Origin of the sequence: Parahaemophilus parainfluenzae (genome assembly GCF_001053575.1) — a bacterium.
GTDB classification, from domain to species: domain Bacteria; phylum Pseudomonadota; class Gammaproteobacteria; order Enterobacterales; family Pasteurellaceae; genus Haemophilus_D; species Haemophilus_D parainfluenzae_S.
On sequence record NZ_JVSL01000032.1, the window covers coordinates 111,152 to 128,964 of the forward strand.

Below are 17,813 nucleotides of genomic sequence, written 5' to 3' on the forward strand. Positions count from 1 at the left end.
TTTACTCCTCTTTTTCCTGTAATAACTTTCCTAATCCACTTTGTCTTTTTACCGTATTTCTGACCGCACTTTGCCAGATTTTTTCATTGGCAAATACGGAAAGTTGATTTTTCGCACGAGTAACACCGGTAAATACCAGCTCTCGTGAAAGCACTGGATTAGGTTCTGTTGGCAATACCATTACCGTATGATCAAACTCCGAACCTTGGGATTTATGAATCGTCATCATAAATGCAGGCTCGTGAGCGGGAATACGACTGGTAGAAACTTCTCGATTGCCAAACCACACTTTGCCTTTAGCTAAACACAAGCCAATATCACCGTTATACAGTTTCACATTATGATCATTTTCCGTAATCATAATTGGTTTACCAATATACCAATCGTCCTCTTGACGGAACCAAAGTAATTTCTCAGCACGCAATGCCAAAGCAATTTCTCGATTTAACTCTTCTACACCTAATGGCGAAGCGCGAAGTGCGGTCAAAAATCTCACCGAATTAAAGCGATCTAAAATCGCTTCCGCATAAGTTTTCTCGTTGCCCTTTTCATCTATAAATTTTGTATTGAGATCTTTCTTCTGAGCAAAATAAGTTTGAAGCTGGGTTAAATAAACACGGTAATTTTCGACCGCACTTTTCACCACTTGGCGAAGCGATTCTTTAATATCTTGTTCTTCATCAAAATGATGGAAATGCAATTCTTCTGGGTATTCTGCAAAAGTCGCCACACTGCCCTCACCTTTTCCTTGTTGAATTTGCTCAGCAAGTTGTTTAATACCCGAATCATCTCGGAAACGACGACTAAAGCTTAAATGGCAAATGGCATCACGCAACGGACTATGTTCATCTGAAGTTGGAACGGTATAGCCTGTTGTTGCATGAATATAATCAGCTTGAGCAGGGCTATAATCTTGCGTTAAAAACTGTGCTATTTCCCCTAATACCGCTCCCGCTTCCACTGAAGCTAATTGAGCTTGGTCACCCAATAAAATCAAACGCGTTTCGGGTTTCAACGCTTGCACCAGTTTCGCCATCATCGGCAAATCAATCATCGAGGTTTCATCCACTACTAGCACATCGATTTGCAGTGGATTATGCGCATGATATTTCACGCTATCGGTAAAAGGTCGAACGCCTAGTAAACGATGCAACGTTTCTGCTGTTTTAGGAATGGATGCGCGTAACTCATCTGAAATCGGCATTTGCGCCAAGGCATTTTCGATAGATTCCGTTAAACGAGCTGCCGCTTTCCCTGTTGGAGCAACCAATTTAATGTGAAGTTTGCCACCAAATAATTCTTGTAATACGCATAACAAACGAGTGACTGTCGTGGTTTTCCCTGTTCCCGGTCCACCTGTAATCACAGAAAATGGACTTTTCACTGCTGTTGCGACTGCTACTTTTTGCCAATCAATTTGTGCCTGTTGTTGAGGGAAATAACGATCTAATAATGCCCGAATTTGTTGCGGTTCTACCGATAAAGTGCGGTCATTTTTCAATGCGTTTTTAATATATTGCGCCACGCGGAATTCATCTTGCCAAGCTCGATAGAAATAAATTGCCCCAAATTGAAATGCGAGAGGCGCAATCTGATTTTCAGGATCTTGTGTAAAAGCAATATGCCCCGCTAAGGCTGATTGCCATTTTGATATAGGAAGCGAACCAATCTTTTCATTGATAAGCGACAAAAAATCCGTTTCAGTATGGCGATAAGCCAAACCGAATAAATTACGTTCTAAAAAGCGATCTAACACACAACAAGTATTGCCTTGCGTATAGCTCCAGTTACAAAGTGCAGCTAATAAAATCGCTAAATTTTGTACGGACTCGGCATAGCCTTTATCTTTTTGTTTATCCGCAATTAATTGAGCAAAATAATAATCGCCTTGAGTAATTACACCTTGTTCTTGCAAGGATTTTAATAGGCTTAACATTAAAATAATTCCTCTAATTGTTGGATTAATTGCCAATCTGGTTTATCAAAAAAGATGCCCGATTGTGGCGAACCATTCATTCCTCGTAAAAAGGCATAGACCACACCACCAAAATCTCGGTTGTAATCATAGTGAGGCAAACGTGTTTTTAAATAACGGTGTAATGCCACCACATACAACAAATATTGCCAATCATAATGATGTTCTAACATGGCTTTTTTCAATGCGGTGTGATCGTAATCCTTTAATGTTTCTCCCAAGAAATTCGATTTGTAATCAAGCAAATAATATTTATCTTGATGACTAAAAACTAAGTCCATTGTACCTCGCACCATACCTTGAATATCATCAAACTGTAACGGTTCTGACGGCAAATGATGTAAGGTTGATAACGCTCGGTTAAAACCAGTGACATCAAAATTGTTTGTGATATTGAGATAAAACGCCAACTCTTTTAAGCATTGTTTTTCGTTAATCTGAGCAAGAGTAAGATCATTATTTGGCAAAATTGGTGTGCTGAGTATTTGTGCAAACCACTGTTGAACAGCTGTAAATTGCTCTTCGGCAAGATTCAAATCCTGACATAATTTTTCAATGTTTTCTTTCTCAGCCAGTTGAGCAAAAGGCACCTTTTCAAAATAACGATGTAACAAAGTACCGATTTGTGTTCCCCGAGGGAAATCTAAAACCATTTCATCATTATCATGAGCAAGTGCGGTAAGATTTTCAGGGATATTTTCTGTTGAAATCAACGCATCATAATCTTTCGCATCATCAAAAATAAGCGATTTTTTCACCGCACTTTCATTCAAATAAGCTTTGCGTTGATGAGTTTGTTCAATACCACTAAAGCTCGTCACTCGCCAATCTTGTTCAATTTCACCTTGGAAAATTTCCGCACTTAAATTTTCTTGAGAAACATTTAAGGTAAGTGGTTCACTGGCTTGTAACACACCGGTTAATTCAATCGCTACATCATTTGGTAAAAGCTGCTTAAATTTTTCCAATAACGGTTGAGTATCCCAAGTATTTGGCAAATTGAGTTTTCGCCCAATTTCACCTTGCGTTAAAACATACAATAAAGCATTCCATTTTTTATCAAAGGCTTTCGGTAACACAAAGGCCATTTGGTATTTTGCTCGGGTTAATGCCACATAAAGCAAACGCAATTCTTCCGCAAAAACTTCTTCTGTTAAATCATCCAAGTGTTGATCTTGCATGTCCCACAAAGTTTTGTTTTGTTTCTTATCGTAATATAAATTAAATAGTTTCTTTTTAGTTGGGTCTTTCGCCGTATTTCCTAAAAATGGCAACCAAACTAAATCATATTCCAAACCTTTGGATTTGTGGATAGTCACAATCTTCACTAACTGACGTTCGCTTTCTAAACGAATTTGTGCTTCTTGACGACCTTCATCTTGAATTTGCTTTTCAAACCAACGCAATAATGCCGCTTCACTTTCATTTAATGCAGCTGCTTGTTGTAAAATTTCAGCTAAATGTAATAAATCTGTCAGTTTACGTTCACCATCAGGCCGAGATAAGAGTTTTTCTGTGATATTTTCAGCTAAAAGTAAATGGTGCAACATCGGCAATACGCCTTGGCGTTGCCAAATTTGTTGATACTCTGCGAATTTTTCAGCCCAACGTTGCCACTGAATTTCATCATGATGAATTTGGTGAATTTCAGCTGCATTTAAGCTGAAAAGTTCGGTCGCAATTGCATTTAAAATTGGGCGTTCTGTCACGCTCAAACAGGCTTGCAAAATCAAGGCCAGTTCTTTTGCTGTGTTACTCTCAAAGACATTTCCTCTATCCGAAAGGTAAACCGACGCGATGCCCAATGCTTGCAATTCTTTTTTCACCAGCTCTGCTTCGGTATAACCACGCACCAAAACAGCAATATTTTCTGCTCGTAATGTTTGATTTTCCGCTTTGCTTTCATTTGGAAAAACAACCGGATTTTCAGCCGCACTTTTTAACCATTGCTGAATCGATGTCGCGCAAGCTTTCGCATAATCTTGCTGGGTGGATTTGTCTTTATCATTAATGTAAAAACGGAAGGCGGGCTCAGGTTGATTATTCAACTGAAAAACAAGATTCTTCTTGGCTGCGCCAACGCTTAAAAACTCTATGTTTTCATAAATAAAAGGCGCATTTTTAAAATCAAATAATCGATTTACCCCTTCCACTAAAGGTTGAGAGGAACGATAGTTTGTACCTAAGTTAAAACGCTCGTTCGCTTCGTCTGCTGCTTTTAAATAAGTGAAAATATCGGCACCACGGAAACGATAAATCGCCTGTTTGGGGTCGCCAATCATCATAAAGCCAACATTACCAGACGCGGTTTCATTGTGATAAATTTTCGAGAAAATTTGATACTGCAACGTATCCGTATCTTGGAACTCGTCAATCATGGCAAAAGGATATTGAAAACGGATTAATTCTGCTAACTGTTCTCCGCCCTCACCATATAATGCTTCTTTCAATAAGCGTAATAAATCATCAAAGGATTTTTCAGGATGATTCGCTTTGTATTCAAGAAGTTTCTTTTGAATACCTTGACGATAGTGATAGAGAATGATTTTTTTAAATAAATCACTTGGTTGAATTTCTTCAATTAAAGCTTCAATCTCTTCAAAGGCAGGATGTGTTATTCTCACCCCTTTTTTCTTAAAATCTGCTTTGACGGCGTTATCTAAAGCCGATTGCGTAAATTTTTTTACTAATGTTTCATTTAAGGTGATATCTGCTCTATTTTTTGCCCATGAGGTGACTTCATCCACAGAAGATAAAATTGTTTTACTTGAATATATTTTACCATTTAAACAAGATTTCTCTTTTTTGACGACTTCTTCATCAAAAAGATCTCGGATTTTAACCGCACTTTCTAACCAAGTATCTTTAATCTTTTCAATAATTTCTGCATTTTTAGCAATATCTTTTTGCAAAAATTCTTTTAATGGCAGTTCTAACAGTTCTGGTTCATCAAGTTGCACAGAAAAATCTTTCCCAATATTTGAACCTAAATCATTCAATACCTCTTCTGGCGACTTTAATTCTTTTGAGATAAATGCAGCCAAATGGAAAGGCAAATCATAAAAATGCTCCCGCCAAAATTCATTTGCAAATTGTTTGAGTAAATCAGACTGATCTTTGAGAAGTTTTAAATTGAAATGCACACCTGAATTAAAGGCATGTTGCATCAGCATTCGGCGACAAAAACCGTGAATGGTATAAATAGAGGCTAAATCTAAATTTTGTTCGGCCAGCTTTAAGCGACGAAGTGCGGTCGGAATATCCTCTAAATAAGGCAACAATTCCGCTAAAAATTGATGTTCCCCAGTAAAAATCGCCTTATCTTTTGTCTCATAATATTCAGAAAAAACCGAAATCGCTGCAGTTAAACGTTCCCGAATTTTACGTTTTAAATCTTCCGTCGCCATTTCAGTAAAGGTTACCACCAAAATTTCTTCCACATTTAATGGTCGAGAAAAACAATTTTCGCCTGCTTGTAAAAGTAAACGAAGATAGATAGAACCAATGGTATAGGTTTTCCCAGTACCTGCAGAGGCTTCAATTAAATTAACTTGATTTAAGGGTAATGAAATGGCATTAAGTGCGGTTGATTTTTGGCTCATTTTTTATTTTTTGTGGAAACATTAGTGAGCTTCTATTGTAGGGATTTAGTGGGGGGATTTCCATAAAAAATGCGGTGAAATTTCACCGCACTTTATTCTTTATCTTATTATTTTAGAACGTTAAAACTTTATCCGCCCATAATGTCCACTCGGATACATCATCTAAAGTACCAAGGGTCACGCCGTCAATTAATTTAGCATCTAATAAACCACGTGCTTTTACGCAGCTGGTGCATAATTTAATTTCAGCACCTTGTGCCGCTAAAATATCGATAAGTTGTTGTATATTGAAACCTTCATTTGGATTTTGCCCAGCAATACCGCATAAAATCGCATCAGAAAAGCAGAATAATTTAATATTCACATCCTTGCTGTGTTCTTCCTTCATATTGATGGCGAAACGAACGGCGTTGAACGTTTTTTCTCCGCTATATGTGGAATCATTGACGATAAAAAGAATATTTTGCATAACTCACTCCTTGTTGTAATGCTATAAAAACGAAGGCGTAATAAATTACGCCTTTATGAAATCAGCCAACCCAAACGAACTTGGCCACAAATAATAAAGACACCACCCACACAGGGGCATTGACCTCGCGTATTCTACCTGTACAGGCCTTCATGACGCAATAGCTAATAAAACCAAATGCAATACCTTCAGTTATTGAATAGGTAAATGGCATCATGGCGGCGGTGATAAAAGCAGGCGTAGCCTCGGTTAAATCATCCCAGTGCACACGGATAAGACTGGATGCCATTAAAATCCCTACATAGACTAATGCTCCCGCCGTTGCATAAGCAGGCACCACACTCGCTAACGGTGAAAAGAAAATGGTAAGTAAGAATAAAACACCGACTGTTACTGCTGTTAAACCTGTTCTACCACCGACTGAAACCCCTGCGCCACTTTCAATATAGGTACTGATTGCGGATGTTCCAATATAAGAACCAACAACGGCACTCACGCTATCCACATAAAGAGCTTGTTTCATTTTTGGAAAACGACCTTTTTCATCGCTGAAACCTGCTTTATCAGTCACACCTAATAACGTGCCTGATGAGTCAAATAGATTCACTAAAAGGAAAGAGAAAATGATGCCGAGCAAAGCCGTGTCTAAAGCACCCGCAATATCTACTTTACCCACAACTGCACCTAAACTTGGTGGCATAGAAACAATGTCATGGAAGGTAACTTGGTCATCAATTAAAAGCGCTAATCCAGTCACTACCGCGATAGAAATTAAGACGCCAGAGAAAATATTACGTGCAGCTAAAACTACGATAATAAAGAAACCTAATACACCTAGCAGAATTTTCGGGTCATGTAAATTGCCTAATGCCACTAAAGTCGCGGGATTCGCTACAACCAACCCCATATTTTTAAAGCCAATTAAGGCAATAAAGAAACCGATACCCGCACCGATTCCCACGCGCAGCGAAAGCGGAATCGAAGCCATTAACCAATAACGGATTTGGAATAAGGTGAGAACAAATAAACCAATCGAGCCCCAGAAAATGGTGCCCATGCCCACTTCCCAAGAATAACCGAGCTTGCCAACGACTACATAAGCAAAGAACGCATTGAGTCCCATAGCAGGCGCAAGGGCGATAGGTAAATTACTGAATAACCCCATCGCAATGGTACCGAGAGCGGCGATTAAACAAGTGGTCACGAAAACAACTTGTTTATCCATTCCCGCATCACCCAATACGGATGGGTTCACAAACACAATGTACACCATAGTAAAGAAGGTGGTGATACCCGCGATAATTTCGGTTTTGGTGGTGCTGCCCTTTTCTTTAATCGAAAAAAGGCGTTCAAGTAAAGATTGTTGCATTGTCTTTCCCTTAAATTAATAACCTTGGTGATAAATCGACTCAAGTAATTTCACGCCTAATAAGGCGATATTGAAACGTTGCTCGTCAGCAACCGTCCAAAATTCGATACCGTTTTCAACCGCACTTTGTTGGCTAATATGCAATTTTACGCTTTCTTCACCGTTTTCGTTTTCGCCATTAATCACAGGCGTAATAAGGCTATCGTGTAATTCAATCAACTCACTTTGTTGTGGTTGGAAATCAAATTCATAATCTGAAAGTGCAGTCACTTTTTGTGCCATGCCGTAGAATACAGGCACTTGAATTTGATGGAAAATGACACAGTCTAACTGTGGGAAGATTTTTTGCAATTGCAGATTTAAATTAGCGGCTTGTTGTGGAAATACATCAAAAGCAAAACGGGTTTCACCTTCTTCCAATGGCATACCATTCAGTAAACGAGCAGTTTGACCCGCAAGTTTATTTACGGTTTCACCATCTGTATAAGAAGCGGGTAAAAGTGACGTTGCAAAGACTTGAGTTAAATTCGTTTGTTGAATGATTGGTAGTAGAGATAAGGCTAATTGACTCACTTGCGGATCGGGTAAACTCACAATGTTACGTTGTCTTAATTCAGTCAGATTTTCTTCATTAATTGTAGGGACCACAACAGGAACATCAGACAATGCTGAGCAAATTCCTTTTAAATCAATCACGACACAGCCACTTTCTGCGGCTTGTGCTAATAAAGGAGCTTGGTCAATTTGGCCTGCGAAGAAAAGATAATTAACGCTATCCCACTCAATCTCATCAGTGGCTAATTGAGCAACGGCTTTATTGCGAAAACGCACCGCTTGCTCTTCTTCAAAAGGATAAATTTCTATGATAGAAACCTTGCCTACATCTAGCTCACTTTGTTCAAGGGCTTCGGCAATTTTTTCACATAGATCAAATTCTGCTGCAATAGCAATATTTAGGCTTGCGTCCATTTTTCTCTCCGCTGTAAAATGTTCTGAACCGATTCATTCTACAGAAAAAAGATGCATAAATACATAAGGAAATCAGATGACACCGGCAATTGATTTATTGAAGAAAAATAAAATTCCTTTTACTCTCCATACTTATGATCATGACCCAAACTATACGCATTTTGGCGATGAAGCAGCTGAAAAACTTGGGCTTGATCCACACCAATCCTTTAAAACACTTTTAGTCGCTGAAAATGGTGATCAGAAAAAATTGGCTTGTTTTGTGCTTTCCACGGCAAATATGTTGAGTTTGAAGAAGGCGGCAAAATCAATTGGTGTGAAAAAGGTTGAAATGGCCGATAAAGATGCGGCACAAAAAAGCACAGGATATTTAGTCGGTGGCATTAGTCCATTAGGTCAAAAGAAACGGGTAAAAACAGTGATAAATTCGACCGCACTTGAGTTTGATACAATTTTTGTTTCAGGCGGGAAACGTGGATTAAGCGTCGAATTAGCGCCTCAAGATTTAGCTAAATTACTGAACGCCGAATTTGTCGATATTATTGACGAAGAATAGAAAAAGAAAAGCCCGAATGAATCGGGCTATTATTTTTATATGATGTTGTGTTTATTTGAATTAGAAACTTGATGTATCTTGGAATAAGCCAACTTTTAAATCGGTTGCAGTATAGATAACTCGACCATCTACTTCCACTTCACCATCAGCCATTCCCATTACTAATTTGCGATTAATTACGCGTTTCATATTGATACGGTAAACCACTTTTTTCGCAGTTGGTAAGATTTGTCCAGTAAATTTCACTTCACCTACGCCTAATGCACGGCCTTTACCTTTACCGCCTACCCAGCCAAGGAAGAAACCCACTAATTGCCACATCGCATCTAAACCTAAGCAGCCTGGCATAACTGGGTCACCAATAAAGTGACAACCAAAAAACGGTAAATCTGGATGAATATCTAATTCCGCTTCAATATACCCTTTACCAAACGCACCGCCATCTTCGGTCATTTTTACAATGCGATCCATCATCAACATGGTTGGTGCTGGAAGTTGCGGGCCTTCTTTACCAAATAATTCACCACGACCAGAAGCTAATAAATCTTCATAAGTGTAGCTGCTTTTGATGTTGGGTGTACAGGTGTTTTCCATTTTTTATTTCCTTGTATATGTAGTTTTGCTTGGTTACAAACAATAAGTGCAGATTCTATGGGGATTTATAAGAAATGTAAACAGCGAACACTTGTTAGCTAAACTTGTCGGATCAGTCAGTAAAATTCATATAAAAGAAAAGCGAACTCAAGGTTCGCTTTAAAGAAATTAAGATTTAAAGAAATCTAACCAGTTTTTTTTCGGCGTTTCCGAACGGAAAGCAATTCGATTTTGAATTAAACGTGCAATAGGCTCTTTGCCCTTCGCATATTCTTCTTTCTCTTCCAATAAATCGCGGTCAAATAGAATTTTGGCTGTTTGATAAATATCCTCGACTTGATAGATAAAGAACTGCTCATTTTTCACCGCTTCAATCACTTCATCAGATAAGCTTAGTTGTTGAATCGTCGTCGCAGGAATAATCACTCCTTGTTTACCCGTCAAACCGCGACGTTGGCAAATGGTGAAAAAGCCTTCAATTTTATCATTCACTCCACCTACCGCATGCACCAAACCAAATTGGTCAATGGTACCGGTAATGGCAATATTTTGTGGCAATGGCAAATCGGATAACGCGCTGACTAATACGGAGAAAATAGCTAAAGACGCACTGTCACCATCAATTTCACCATAAGATTGCTCAAACACTAAAGACGCAGAAAATGGTAACTGTGATGGCAACTCTAAGATACTTGCCAAGCAAGCTTCAGAAATCATCATACCTTTTCCGTGAAGGTTACCCGCTAATTCGTTTTTACGTTCCACATCCACAACTTCACCATCACCAAACTGCACTAAACAGCTGATACGAGAAGGTTCACCGAAACAAACGGGAGTGCCCGGATATTCAATCACAGACAAGCCATTAATTTGCCCAACAATTTCACCGTTGGTTTCTACATAAATTTGTTCGTTCAGGATATCCGCATAAGTACGTTCACGTAAAAAACCGTGCTGTTCGTTCTTTTGTTTAAAAGCTTGCTCAAAATCAACCGCACTTAAGGTTTGTTTTTGTGACAACGTCGCAGCATTGAGTAGCATTTCTGTTGTTTTTAACGGTGAAATGTTAATTAAAAAGCGCTCTTCACTCTCACGCACCAGTAACTGATAGAGTTTATTTAATGCAGTTAAGTCTAAATCGAGCTCATATTTTGAGGCTAATGCCAACACATAATTAGCCCAATTTTCTTGTGCTTTTGGTTGTGCAACAGAATAATAGCTTTCAATTTCAGCATAATCAGCCAAGCTGTAAAGATCTTCTTCTAACTCACCTAAGGTCGCAATTTCAGTGCGGTTGCCTAAAATCACTACTTTTAAATTAAGTGGATAACTTGGAATATCGCAAGGCAAGGTTTTAAATGGATGAGCTGAATACCAATCAAAAGTTTGCGTTTGTAAAATATGCTTTAAGCGTTGCCATAAATCAAATTGGCTCAGCATTGTTGCTGCGCTTAAAATCAACACACCACCATTGGCTTGATGCACTAAACCTGGTGTAAGCAAAATATCTTGCGAACTAGGATGAACACGCACACTACCAAAAAGGGTAAATTGATCAGCATGCAATGCCTTCAGCACATCACCTTGTGCGGCAAAATTATCTGTGAGAGATTGAGCTGGCTCAGTATAAATACGAGGAAAAGAAAAAGAATCCCCCTGCTCAACTACATAATTCACCCCAAAAACAGACCGCTCTTTTGGTTGTTCTTGACGAATAAGTTCAGTTAATAAATCGGCATATTCTGCTTGGTCATCGGCTTTTAAAACCAACAAAGAACGACGAGGTTGTTTTAAGAATAACGAAATCGCTTTTGTGGCGTGTTTTTGTAATGACCAAAAATCAGCCTTTTCAGCTGAAAGTTCAGTAATCGATAATTCTGGTTGTAAGGCTTGCCAATTTAAGGCTTGTTCCGAAGATGTTGAAGTCACGACATATCTCGCTTTAATTAAATTAGCGGTATTATCGCACACTTCACCCTGAGTGAAAATCCGTTATAAAAATCTACTGGAAAAATTTATTTAAACAGCGTATATTTATGAGGTTACCACGTCACTAAAAAGTATAATAAAACGATGAAATACCAAAAATTAGAAAACCAAGAAGCAAACTGGAAATGGATTTATCTCATTCGCAAACATCGCGAAGGGGAAAAAATTACCCGTTATGAAGAAAAAAGCTTAGAAGAAAGCAAAGTTCAAGAATTAATAGAATGTCAGAATTATCCTGAAAAAATCGAGGAATGGATTAAAAATCACCTTTCTCTTGATTTACCTATTAAGCTTGATCAGGCTATTCGTGCAAGACGTAAACGCTTTTTTAATGCAGAAAAACAATCAACGAAGAAGAAGTCTATTGATTTAGAATATGGTGTTTGGCTTCGTTTGTCTAAATATTCAAGAAAAATGAAAATGACACTTTCTGAAACCATCACTTATATGATTGATGAACGTGAAAGCAAAGCATTATATGAAAGCCAAATGACGGCAATGAAAGCCGGTTTGAAAAACTTGCTCAATAAATAAGATGAAAAAAGCCAAGGCCTAAACCTTGGCTTTTGATTATGCTAAATAGAGAAAATTTTGAAACGTTTTAGCGTTTCGCTTATTCCGCAATCGGAATTATTTTTGTGGCGTGAGATCCTTTGTCGCCGTGAATCACTTCAAATTGCACGCGTTGTCCCGCTTTCAATGAACGGTAACCATCCATTTCAATTGCTGAATAATGTGCAAAGATGTCTGTATCCACGCCTTCTGCAGAAATAAATCCAAATCCTTTTGCGTTATTAAACCATTTTACTACACCAATTTCCATAGTAGACCTCTATAGGCTTCGCCCTTAATACTTAAAAACAATAAGACTCATGCCTTATCACCTCAATTGGAAATATATTCAAACATTTTATTTTTTTATGCAACAAGGAAACTTTAAAAATGATACATTGATCACAAAAATTTTTATTTATTTACTGTCAGAAGCTTCTTTCTCACCTTTTTGATGAATTTCACGCAATGCTTTTGCCACAATTTGAATGGCTTCACCGCTGCTAATTCCTTGTGCCATTAATTCCTGAATTTGTTCTACTGCTTTTTGTTGCTGTTCGTGGGTTAAATTAATATCTAACATGATTTCTTCTCGTTAAATAGACCAATTAAATAATTCCATCACTTTCATCCATTGCTCATCTAAATTAGCTTTAATTTCTATCTTTTTTGAATCAATAGGATGCTCAAAAATAAGTGAATCTGCGTGTAAAAATAAACGCTGACAGCCTGAATGTTCCGTCAATGCACGATTTTGATGTAAATCACCATATTGTGTATCCCCTAAAATAGGATGAAAGATATGTTTCATGTGACGTCGTAACTGATGTTTTCTGCCTGTTTGAGGAATGAGCTTCACCAAGGAATATCTAGTGGTTTGATAACGCCCTACCGCATAAGGCATTTCCACAATGTTTAAGCCCTCATAATCTGTTACCGCCTCTTGAGGGGCTTTATCTTCTTGTGCAAACTTATCTGCAATCTTATCTAATTGGATTTTAAGGGGATAATCAATCTGTCCTTTGCCTTGCAAATACCCTCGTACAATCGCCAAATAAGATTTTTGCACCGTTTTCTGTTCAAATTGCTGACACATTAAATTTGCGATTTCACTATTTAAAGCAAACAGCAAAACACCTGAGGTGGGGCGATCTAATCGATGAATAGGAAAAACATGTTGCCCGATTTGATCGCGCAAGGTTTGCATCACAAATTGCGTTTCATGAGTATCAAGCCAGCTGCGATGTACCAACATACCTGCAGGCTTATTAACGGCGACAAGATATTCGTCTTGATATAAGATCTCTAACATTTATTGATTTTGTAATAAGGCTTCTAATTCACGTAACGGCGTTAATAATTCAACTAAAAAATCTTCTTCTGCTTCTTTAAACGCTTCCTCTAAATAAGGCGACACCGCAATTTTTGAGGGTAACTCAGCGCCACTTTCAAGTAAGGCAAACATTCTTGGAATAAAAATCCATTGCAACCATTCTTCTGGTGACATGGTATCAATAGCAAAAGGCTCTTCACTTAAAAAAGCATCTTGTGAAGGTGGAACCGCTTGCCATAAATCAAGTTTTTGCATAGCAAGTTGTAATTGTTGAAGATGAAGTTTTGTTTGATTACGCATGATTTCCCCTATTTATAAACAAGCGGCGTATTCTACGAGCATCAATTCACACTGTAAAGTGCGGTCAGTTTTAGCGATGAATAATCGAAAAGTCAGAATACCGTTTATCTTCAATATAATCGACTAAGACCCGTTCAACAGTTGCAGTTCTTGGCCCGACTTTTAACCAATCATAAAAGTATTGCAGTTGGTCATCATTGCCTTCCGCAATGATTTCGACACTTCCGTCTGTACAATTTCTTACCGTGCCTTTAATACCAATTTTCTCTGCTTCTTTCCACGTAAAATAACGAAACCCGACACCTTGTACTCGCCCATATACGACAAATCGTTTTGCCATAATTTGCTCCTTTGTTACAAAAACTTTTTAAAAATTAACCGCACTTTCCTATTCCCATTTTTTAAAATTTAGCATAGCATTACAACCATCTAATTTCATTCAAAAAATAAAAGGAGTAATTATGAAATTATGTAAGTTTGCTTTAGGTGTTGTTGCCCTTGCAGTCAGTGCGAGCAGCTTAGCCGGCATGGTCACCACCTCATCGAACCTTGAGTTTCTTGCTATCAATGGCCAAAAAGCCAGCAAATCCCTTCTAAAAGAAAAAAAATCATTCAATGCTGAAGCTGACCAAACACAACAGGTTGTGGTACGTTTAGGTGAGATCGTCGGTACCGGTTCTAGCCAAGGACTTTTTGAGTCTAACCCTGTTATTGTGACTTTCAAAGGTACGGCTGATGATGTTGTGGTATCTGCAGAAAAAATTCGTTCTCAAGAAGATGGCGAAAAATTTAATGCACAACCACAAATTACCGTTAAAACTAAATCAGGTAATGTGATTGATGCTAAAGTGGATACCTTAAAACAAGAAGGTTTATTCCCATCAGCGAATATTGTTAACGACCTTGCTGAGTATAATGCATCTAATGCACCAGCAGCGGTTTCAGCTTTAGCGGCACCTGCAGTAGGTATGATGCCTGCAGCATCAGGAAAAGCAGCGAAAGGTAAAGTCGTTGTACAAGGTGAAAACGTTGCTGAACAACAATTACAATACTGGTTCCAACAAGCAGATAAAGAAACCCAAACTCGTTTCTTAAACTGGGCAAAAAAACAAAAATAATCGTTTTTTAACCGCACTTTGATAAAGAAGTGAGCCTTCCCGCTCACTTTTTTATCATCCATTTTTTAGTCATAAAATAATAAGCAAGGATATCAACATGAATCAATGGCTTAATGCAAAAGTAATCGCTTCAATACCTATTTTTATTGCAGTGAATATCGCAGCGTTTGGCGTCTGGTTTTTTGATATTTCTACGCAATCTATGCCCTTAATTTTAGGGATTATTGCAGGCGGTTTAGTGGATTTAGATAATCGTCTTACCGGACGATTAAAAAATATTTTTTACACATTAATTGCCTTTTCCATTTCAACCTTTATCGTCCAACTCAATATTGGTAAACCCATTCAGTACGTATTGCTGATGACCATCATCACCTTTTTATTTACGATGGTTGGTGCCGTGGGTGAACGTTATCGCACCATTGCATTTGGTACGCTGGTGGTAGCCATTTATACCACCCTCACTTATACACCGGATAATTCTGCGAGTTGGTTTATCAATCCGGTGATGATTTTATTAGGCACTTTGCTTTACAGTATTGTGACTATCATCGTCTATCTCTTTTTCCCAAATCGTCCTGTACAAGAAAGTGTGGCAAAAGCGTTTTGTGCTTTAGGTAATTATCTGGATGCGAAATCAGAGTTTTTTGATCCTGATGAAATTGATGAAATCGAGAAAAAACACCTTAATTTTGCGATGAAAAATACCAATGTGGTGGAGGCATTTAACCAAGCAAGAACAGCGCTTTTCTATCGTATTCGTGGGCAACATCGCCATGCTCGTACACAACGCATGATCCGCTATTATTTTGCTGCGCAAGACATTCATGAGCGTGCAAATTCGACACATTTTGATTATCGACAAATTGCGGAACAACTCAAAAATACAGATTTAATTTTCCGTATTCAGCGCTTGCTCGAATTACAAGCGCAAGCCTGTCACGATATTACGGCTTGCCTGCGTCAAAATACGCCTTATCACTATAATATTCGCGTAGAAAAAGCATTAATGGGCACAATTCAATCTCTTGAGCTTTATAGCAAAGAACACGCTGAACAAAACAATGTGTTACTCGCTCTTCAAACGCTTATTGATAACCTGAAAAGTATTAACTGGCAGTTACGTCAGCTTGAGCAAGAAACCAGTGAAAATGAGCAAACGGCACAAATTCATACCGAACAAATTACAGGATTAAAAAATATTCTTTCTGTTATTGGAAGTAATTTCACTTTTGAGTCACCACTTTTCCGTCATGCCGTGCGTTTGTCTATCGTGGTGTTTTTGTGTTGCGCTATTGTTGAATTTTTCCAATTTAATTTGGGTTACTGGATTTTGCTTACTGCGGTCTTTGTATGTCAGCCGAACTATTCAGCGACAAAAGTGCGGTTACGCCAGCGTATTATTGGTACGATTTTAGGGGTAATTATTGGTTCCTTATTGCCATATCTCAACCCAACATTAGAGATGAAACTTGGCTTAATGGTGGTGACCAGTACGCTCTTTTTCTTTTTCCGTAGTAATAATTACAGTTTCTCCACGTTCTTTATTACCTTGCAAGTATTGATCAGTTTTGATGTGATGGGATTTGACACACAATCAGCGCTCTTCCCTCGCCTGATTGATACCGTATTAGGTTCAGCCATTGCATGGTTTGCCGTTTCTTATTTATGGCCGGATTGGAAATATCTGCAACTCGATAAAGTGAGCCGTCAAGCGATTCAAAGTGATGCACAATATTTCTTGCATATTATTAGCCAACTGCAATTTGGTAAAAGCGATAATTTAAAATACCGGATTGCACGCCGTAATGCCCATCAATATGCGGCAGCATTAAGCACAACACTGTCCAATATGAACAACGAACCGAAGAAATATCAAGCTTATTTGCAAGAGGGCTTTGATTTATTAAAAATGAATTATTCCCTATTGAGCTATATTTCTGCTTTAGGGGCCTATCGCAATAAAATGGCGCAATTACAACAAACTACCGAGTTTTTGTCAGATTTTTATCCTATTGCAAAAAAGGTTTTATATACACTGGAAAATATCGAAAAACTTCGTCCAGAAATCTTTGAAAAGCTCCAAAATAGTATTGAACAGAGCCTAAAAAAAATTCAATGGGATGAAACACAAACCAAAAACAATGCAGTCTTTGCGTTGCCATACCAGCAACTTAACTTGATTTCTCAATTGCTACCTCAGTTATATCGCTATTTCCAACATAGTCAGAAAGAACTGATTGCAAAATAAAAAACAAAGGAAAAACTGACCGCACTACCCCGAATTTTTTATTGTTCTCAAGGCGATAAACAGGGATAATACGCCACTTATATAAAATAAATTTAGACGCAATGACACATTACATTCTACTCATTATCAGTACCGCATTAATCAATAACTTCGTTTTGGTCAAATTCTTAGGGCTTTGTCCATTTATGGGCGTATCCAAAAAGATTGAAACGGCAATTGGTATGGGGCTTGCTACGACGTTCGTATTAACCGTAGCGTCACTGTGTTCTTATTTAGTCGATAATTATATTTTAATGCCGCTAAACGCCACATTCTTGCGCACTTTAGTTTTTATTTTAGTGATTGCCTTCGTAGTTCAATTTACTGAAATGGTAATCAATAAAACAAGCCCATCACTTTATCGATTATTAGGGATTTTCTTACCACTGATTACCACAAACTGCGCGGTACTCGGTGTGGCATTATTAAACGTCAATTTGGCACACAATTTAACTGAATCCGTCATTTATGGTTTTGGCGCCTCTTTAGGTTTTGCACTAGTTTTAGTTTTATTTGCAGCCTTACGTGAACGTCTTGTTGCTGCAGATGTACCCATTACGTTTCGTGGCTCGTCTATTGCGTTAATTACGGCCGGTTTAATGTCTCTTGCCTTTATGGGCTTCGCCGGGTTAGTAAAATGATTTATCTCTTGATGTTTATTACTGTAACAGTGATTTTTCTCGGCTTATTTTGGAAT

The 17,813-nt window shown here is 38.1% G+C and carries 17 protein-coding genes; 5 read left to right on the plus strand and 12 right to left on the minus strand.

Annotated elements, in window-relative coordinates; translation table 11 throughout:
• Window position 1: 1 nt before the first annotated feature.
• The 5 genes from recD to AC979_RS06705 all read right to left on the minus strand — a co-directional run bounded on the left by recD (window position 2) and on the right by AC979_RS06705 (window position 8,384).
• Window positions 2-1,936 (minus strand): exodeoxyribonuclease V subunit alpha, encoded by a 1,935-nt coding sequence (gene recD / locus AC979_RS06685; RefSeq protein WP_049373458.1) that lies wholly within the window; start codon window positions 1,934-1,936, stop codon window positions 2-4.
• Window positions 1,936-5,577 carry an exodeoxyribonuclease V subunit beta gene (recB, locus tag AC979_RS06690; RefSeq protein ID WP_049373459.1) on the minus strand — a complete coding sequence of 1,214 codons (3,642 nt, stop codon included), beginning with the start codon at window positions 5,575-5,577 and terminating at the stop codon, window positions 1,936-1,938. The genes recD and recB overlap by 1 nt, the downstream gene beginning before the upstream one ends.
• A gap of 112 nt (window positions 5,578-5,689) precedes the next feature.
• The gene (locus AC979_RS06695) at window positions 5,690-6,046 is read right to left on the minus strand and encodes a DsrE/DsrF/TusD sulfur relay family protein (RefSeq protein WP_005696059.1); all 357 of its coding nucleotides are present in this window, start codon (window positions 6,044-6,046) and stop codon (window positions 5,690-5,692) included.
• Window positions 6,047-6,107: 61 nt separating this feature from the next.
• Window positions 6,108-7,415, minus strand: coding sequence for an NCS2 family permease (locus AC979_RS06700; RefSeq protein WP_049373460.1), 1,308 nt, complete (start codon window positions 7,413-7,415; stop codon window positions 6,108-6,110).
• A gap of 15 nt (window positions 7,416-7,430) precedes the next feature.
• Complete coding sequence (locus tag AC979_RS06705; protein WP_049373461.1) at window positions 7,431-8,384, minus strand: oxidoreductase; 954 nt, start codon at window positions 8,382-8,384, stop codon at window positions 7,431-7,433.
• Window positions 8,385-8,460: 76 nt separating this feature from the next.
• Here AC979_RS06705 and ybaK point away from each other — a divergent pair, with 76 nt between their 5' ends.
• Window positions 8,461-8,940: a Cys-tRNA(Pro) deacylase gene (gene ybaK, locus AC979_RS06710; protein ID WP_049373462.1), complete on the plus strand. Its 480-nt coding sequence runs from the start codon at window positions 8,461-8,463 to the stop codon at window positions 8,938-8,940.
• A 60-nt stretch (window positions 8,941-9,000) separates the two neighbouring features.
• On the opposite strand, the gene fabA is transcribed toward ybaK, so the two are convergent.
• On the minus strand, window positions 9,001-9,534 hold the full coding sequence (fabA, locus tag AC979_RS06715) for a bifunctional 3-hydroxydecanoyl-ACP dehydratase/trans-2-decenoyl-ACP isomerase (RefSeq protein WP_005698958.1): 534 nt from the start codon (window positions 9,532-9,534) through the stop codon (window positions 9,001-9,003).
• A 168-nt stretch (window positions 9,535-9,702) separates the two neighbouring features.
• Window positions 9,703-11,505: an AAA family ATPase gene (locus AC979_RS06720; protein ID WP_049373463.1), complete on the minus strand. Its 1,803-nt coding sequence runs from the start codon at window positions 11,503-11,505 to the stop codon at window positions 9,703-9,705.
• Between the two features lie 102 nt (window positions 11,506-11,607).
• Between AC979_RS06720 and matP the strand changes: the two genes are divergently transcribed.
• Window positions 11,608-12,057 carry a macrodomain Ter protein MatP gene (gene matP / locus AC979_RS06725; protein ID WP_005696051.1) on the plus strand — a complete coding sequence of 150 codons (450 nt, stop codon included), beginning with the start codon at window positions 11,608-11,610 and terminating at the stop codon, window positions 12,055-12,057.
• Between the two features lie 79 nt (window positions 12,058-12,136).
• On the opposite strand, the gene cspD is transcribed toward matP, so the two are convergent.
• The 5 genes from cspD to AC979_RS06745 all read right to left on the minus strand — a co-directional run bounded on the left by cspD (window position 12,137) and on the right by AC979_RS06745 (window position 14,048).
• Window positions 12,137-12,346: a cold shock domain-containing protein CspD gene (gene cspD / locus AC979_RS06730; RefSeq protein ID WP_005696050.1), complete on the minus strand. Its 210-nt coding sequence runs from the start codon at window positions 12,344-12,346 to the stop codon at window positions 12,137-12,139.
• 147 nt (window positions 12,347-12,493) lie between these two features.
• Window positions 12,494-12,658: a YoaH family protein gene (locus AC979_RS10500; RefSeq protein WP_065243253.1), complete on the minus strand. Its 165-nt coding sequence runs from the start codon at window positions 12,656-12,658 to the stop codon at window positions 12,494-12,496.
• Between the two features lie 12 nt (window positions 12,659-12,670).
• Entirely contained in the window at window positions 12,671-13,387 is a 717-nt protein-coding gene (gene truC, locus AC979_RS06735; RefSeq protein WP_049373464.1) for a tRNA pseudouridine(65) synthase TruC, read from the minus strand.
• On the minus strand, window positions 13,388-13,708 hold the full coding sequence (locus tag AC979_RS10570; protein ID WP_005696046.1) for a YqcC family protein: 321 nt from the start codon (window positions 13,706-13,708) through the stop codon (window positions 13,388-13,390).
• A gap of 70 nt (window positions 13,709-13,778) precedes the next feature.
• On the minus strand, window positions 13,779-14,048 hold the full coding sequence (locus AC979_RS06745; protein ID WP_080351264.1) for an acylphosphatase: 270 nt from the start codon (window positions 14,046-14,048) through the stop codon (window positions 13,779-13,781).
• A 121-nt stretch (window positions 14,049-14,169) separates the two neighbouring features.
• Here AC979_RS06745 and AC979_RS06750 point away from each other — a divergent pair, with 121 nt between their 5' ends.
• From AC979_RS06750 to rsxA, 3 genes are all read left to right on the plus strand, one after another.
• Window positions 14,170-14,826, plus strand: coding sequence for a curli polymerization inhibitor CsgI-related protein (locus AC979_RS06750; protein ID WP_049373465.1), 657 nt, complete (start codon window positions 14,170-14,172; stop codon window positions 14,824-14,826).
• A 97-nt stretch (window positions 14,827-14,923) separates the two neighbouring features.
• Window positions 14,924-17,077 carry a YccS family putative transporter gene (yccS, locus tag AC979_RS06755; RefSeq protein WP_049373466.1) on the plus strand — a complete coding sequence of 718 codons (2,154 nt, stop codon included), beginning with the start codon at window positions 14,924-14,926 and terminating at the stop codon, window positions 17,075-17,077.
• A gap of 101 nt (window positions 17,078-17,178) precedes the next feature.
• Window positions 17,179-17,757, plus strand: a complete 579-nt coding sequence (rsxA, locus tag AC979_RS06760; RefSeq protein WP_049373467.1) for an electron transport complex subunit RsxA — start codon at window positions 17,179-17,181, stop codon at window positions 17,755-17,757.
• Window positions 17,758-17,813 lie beyond the last annotated feature (56 nt).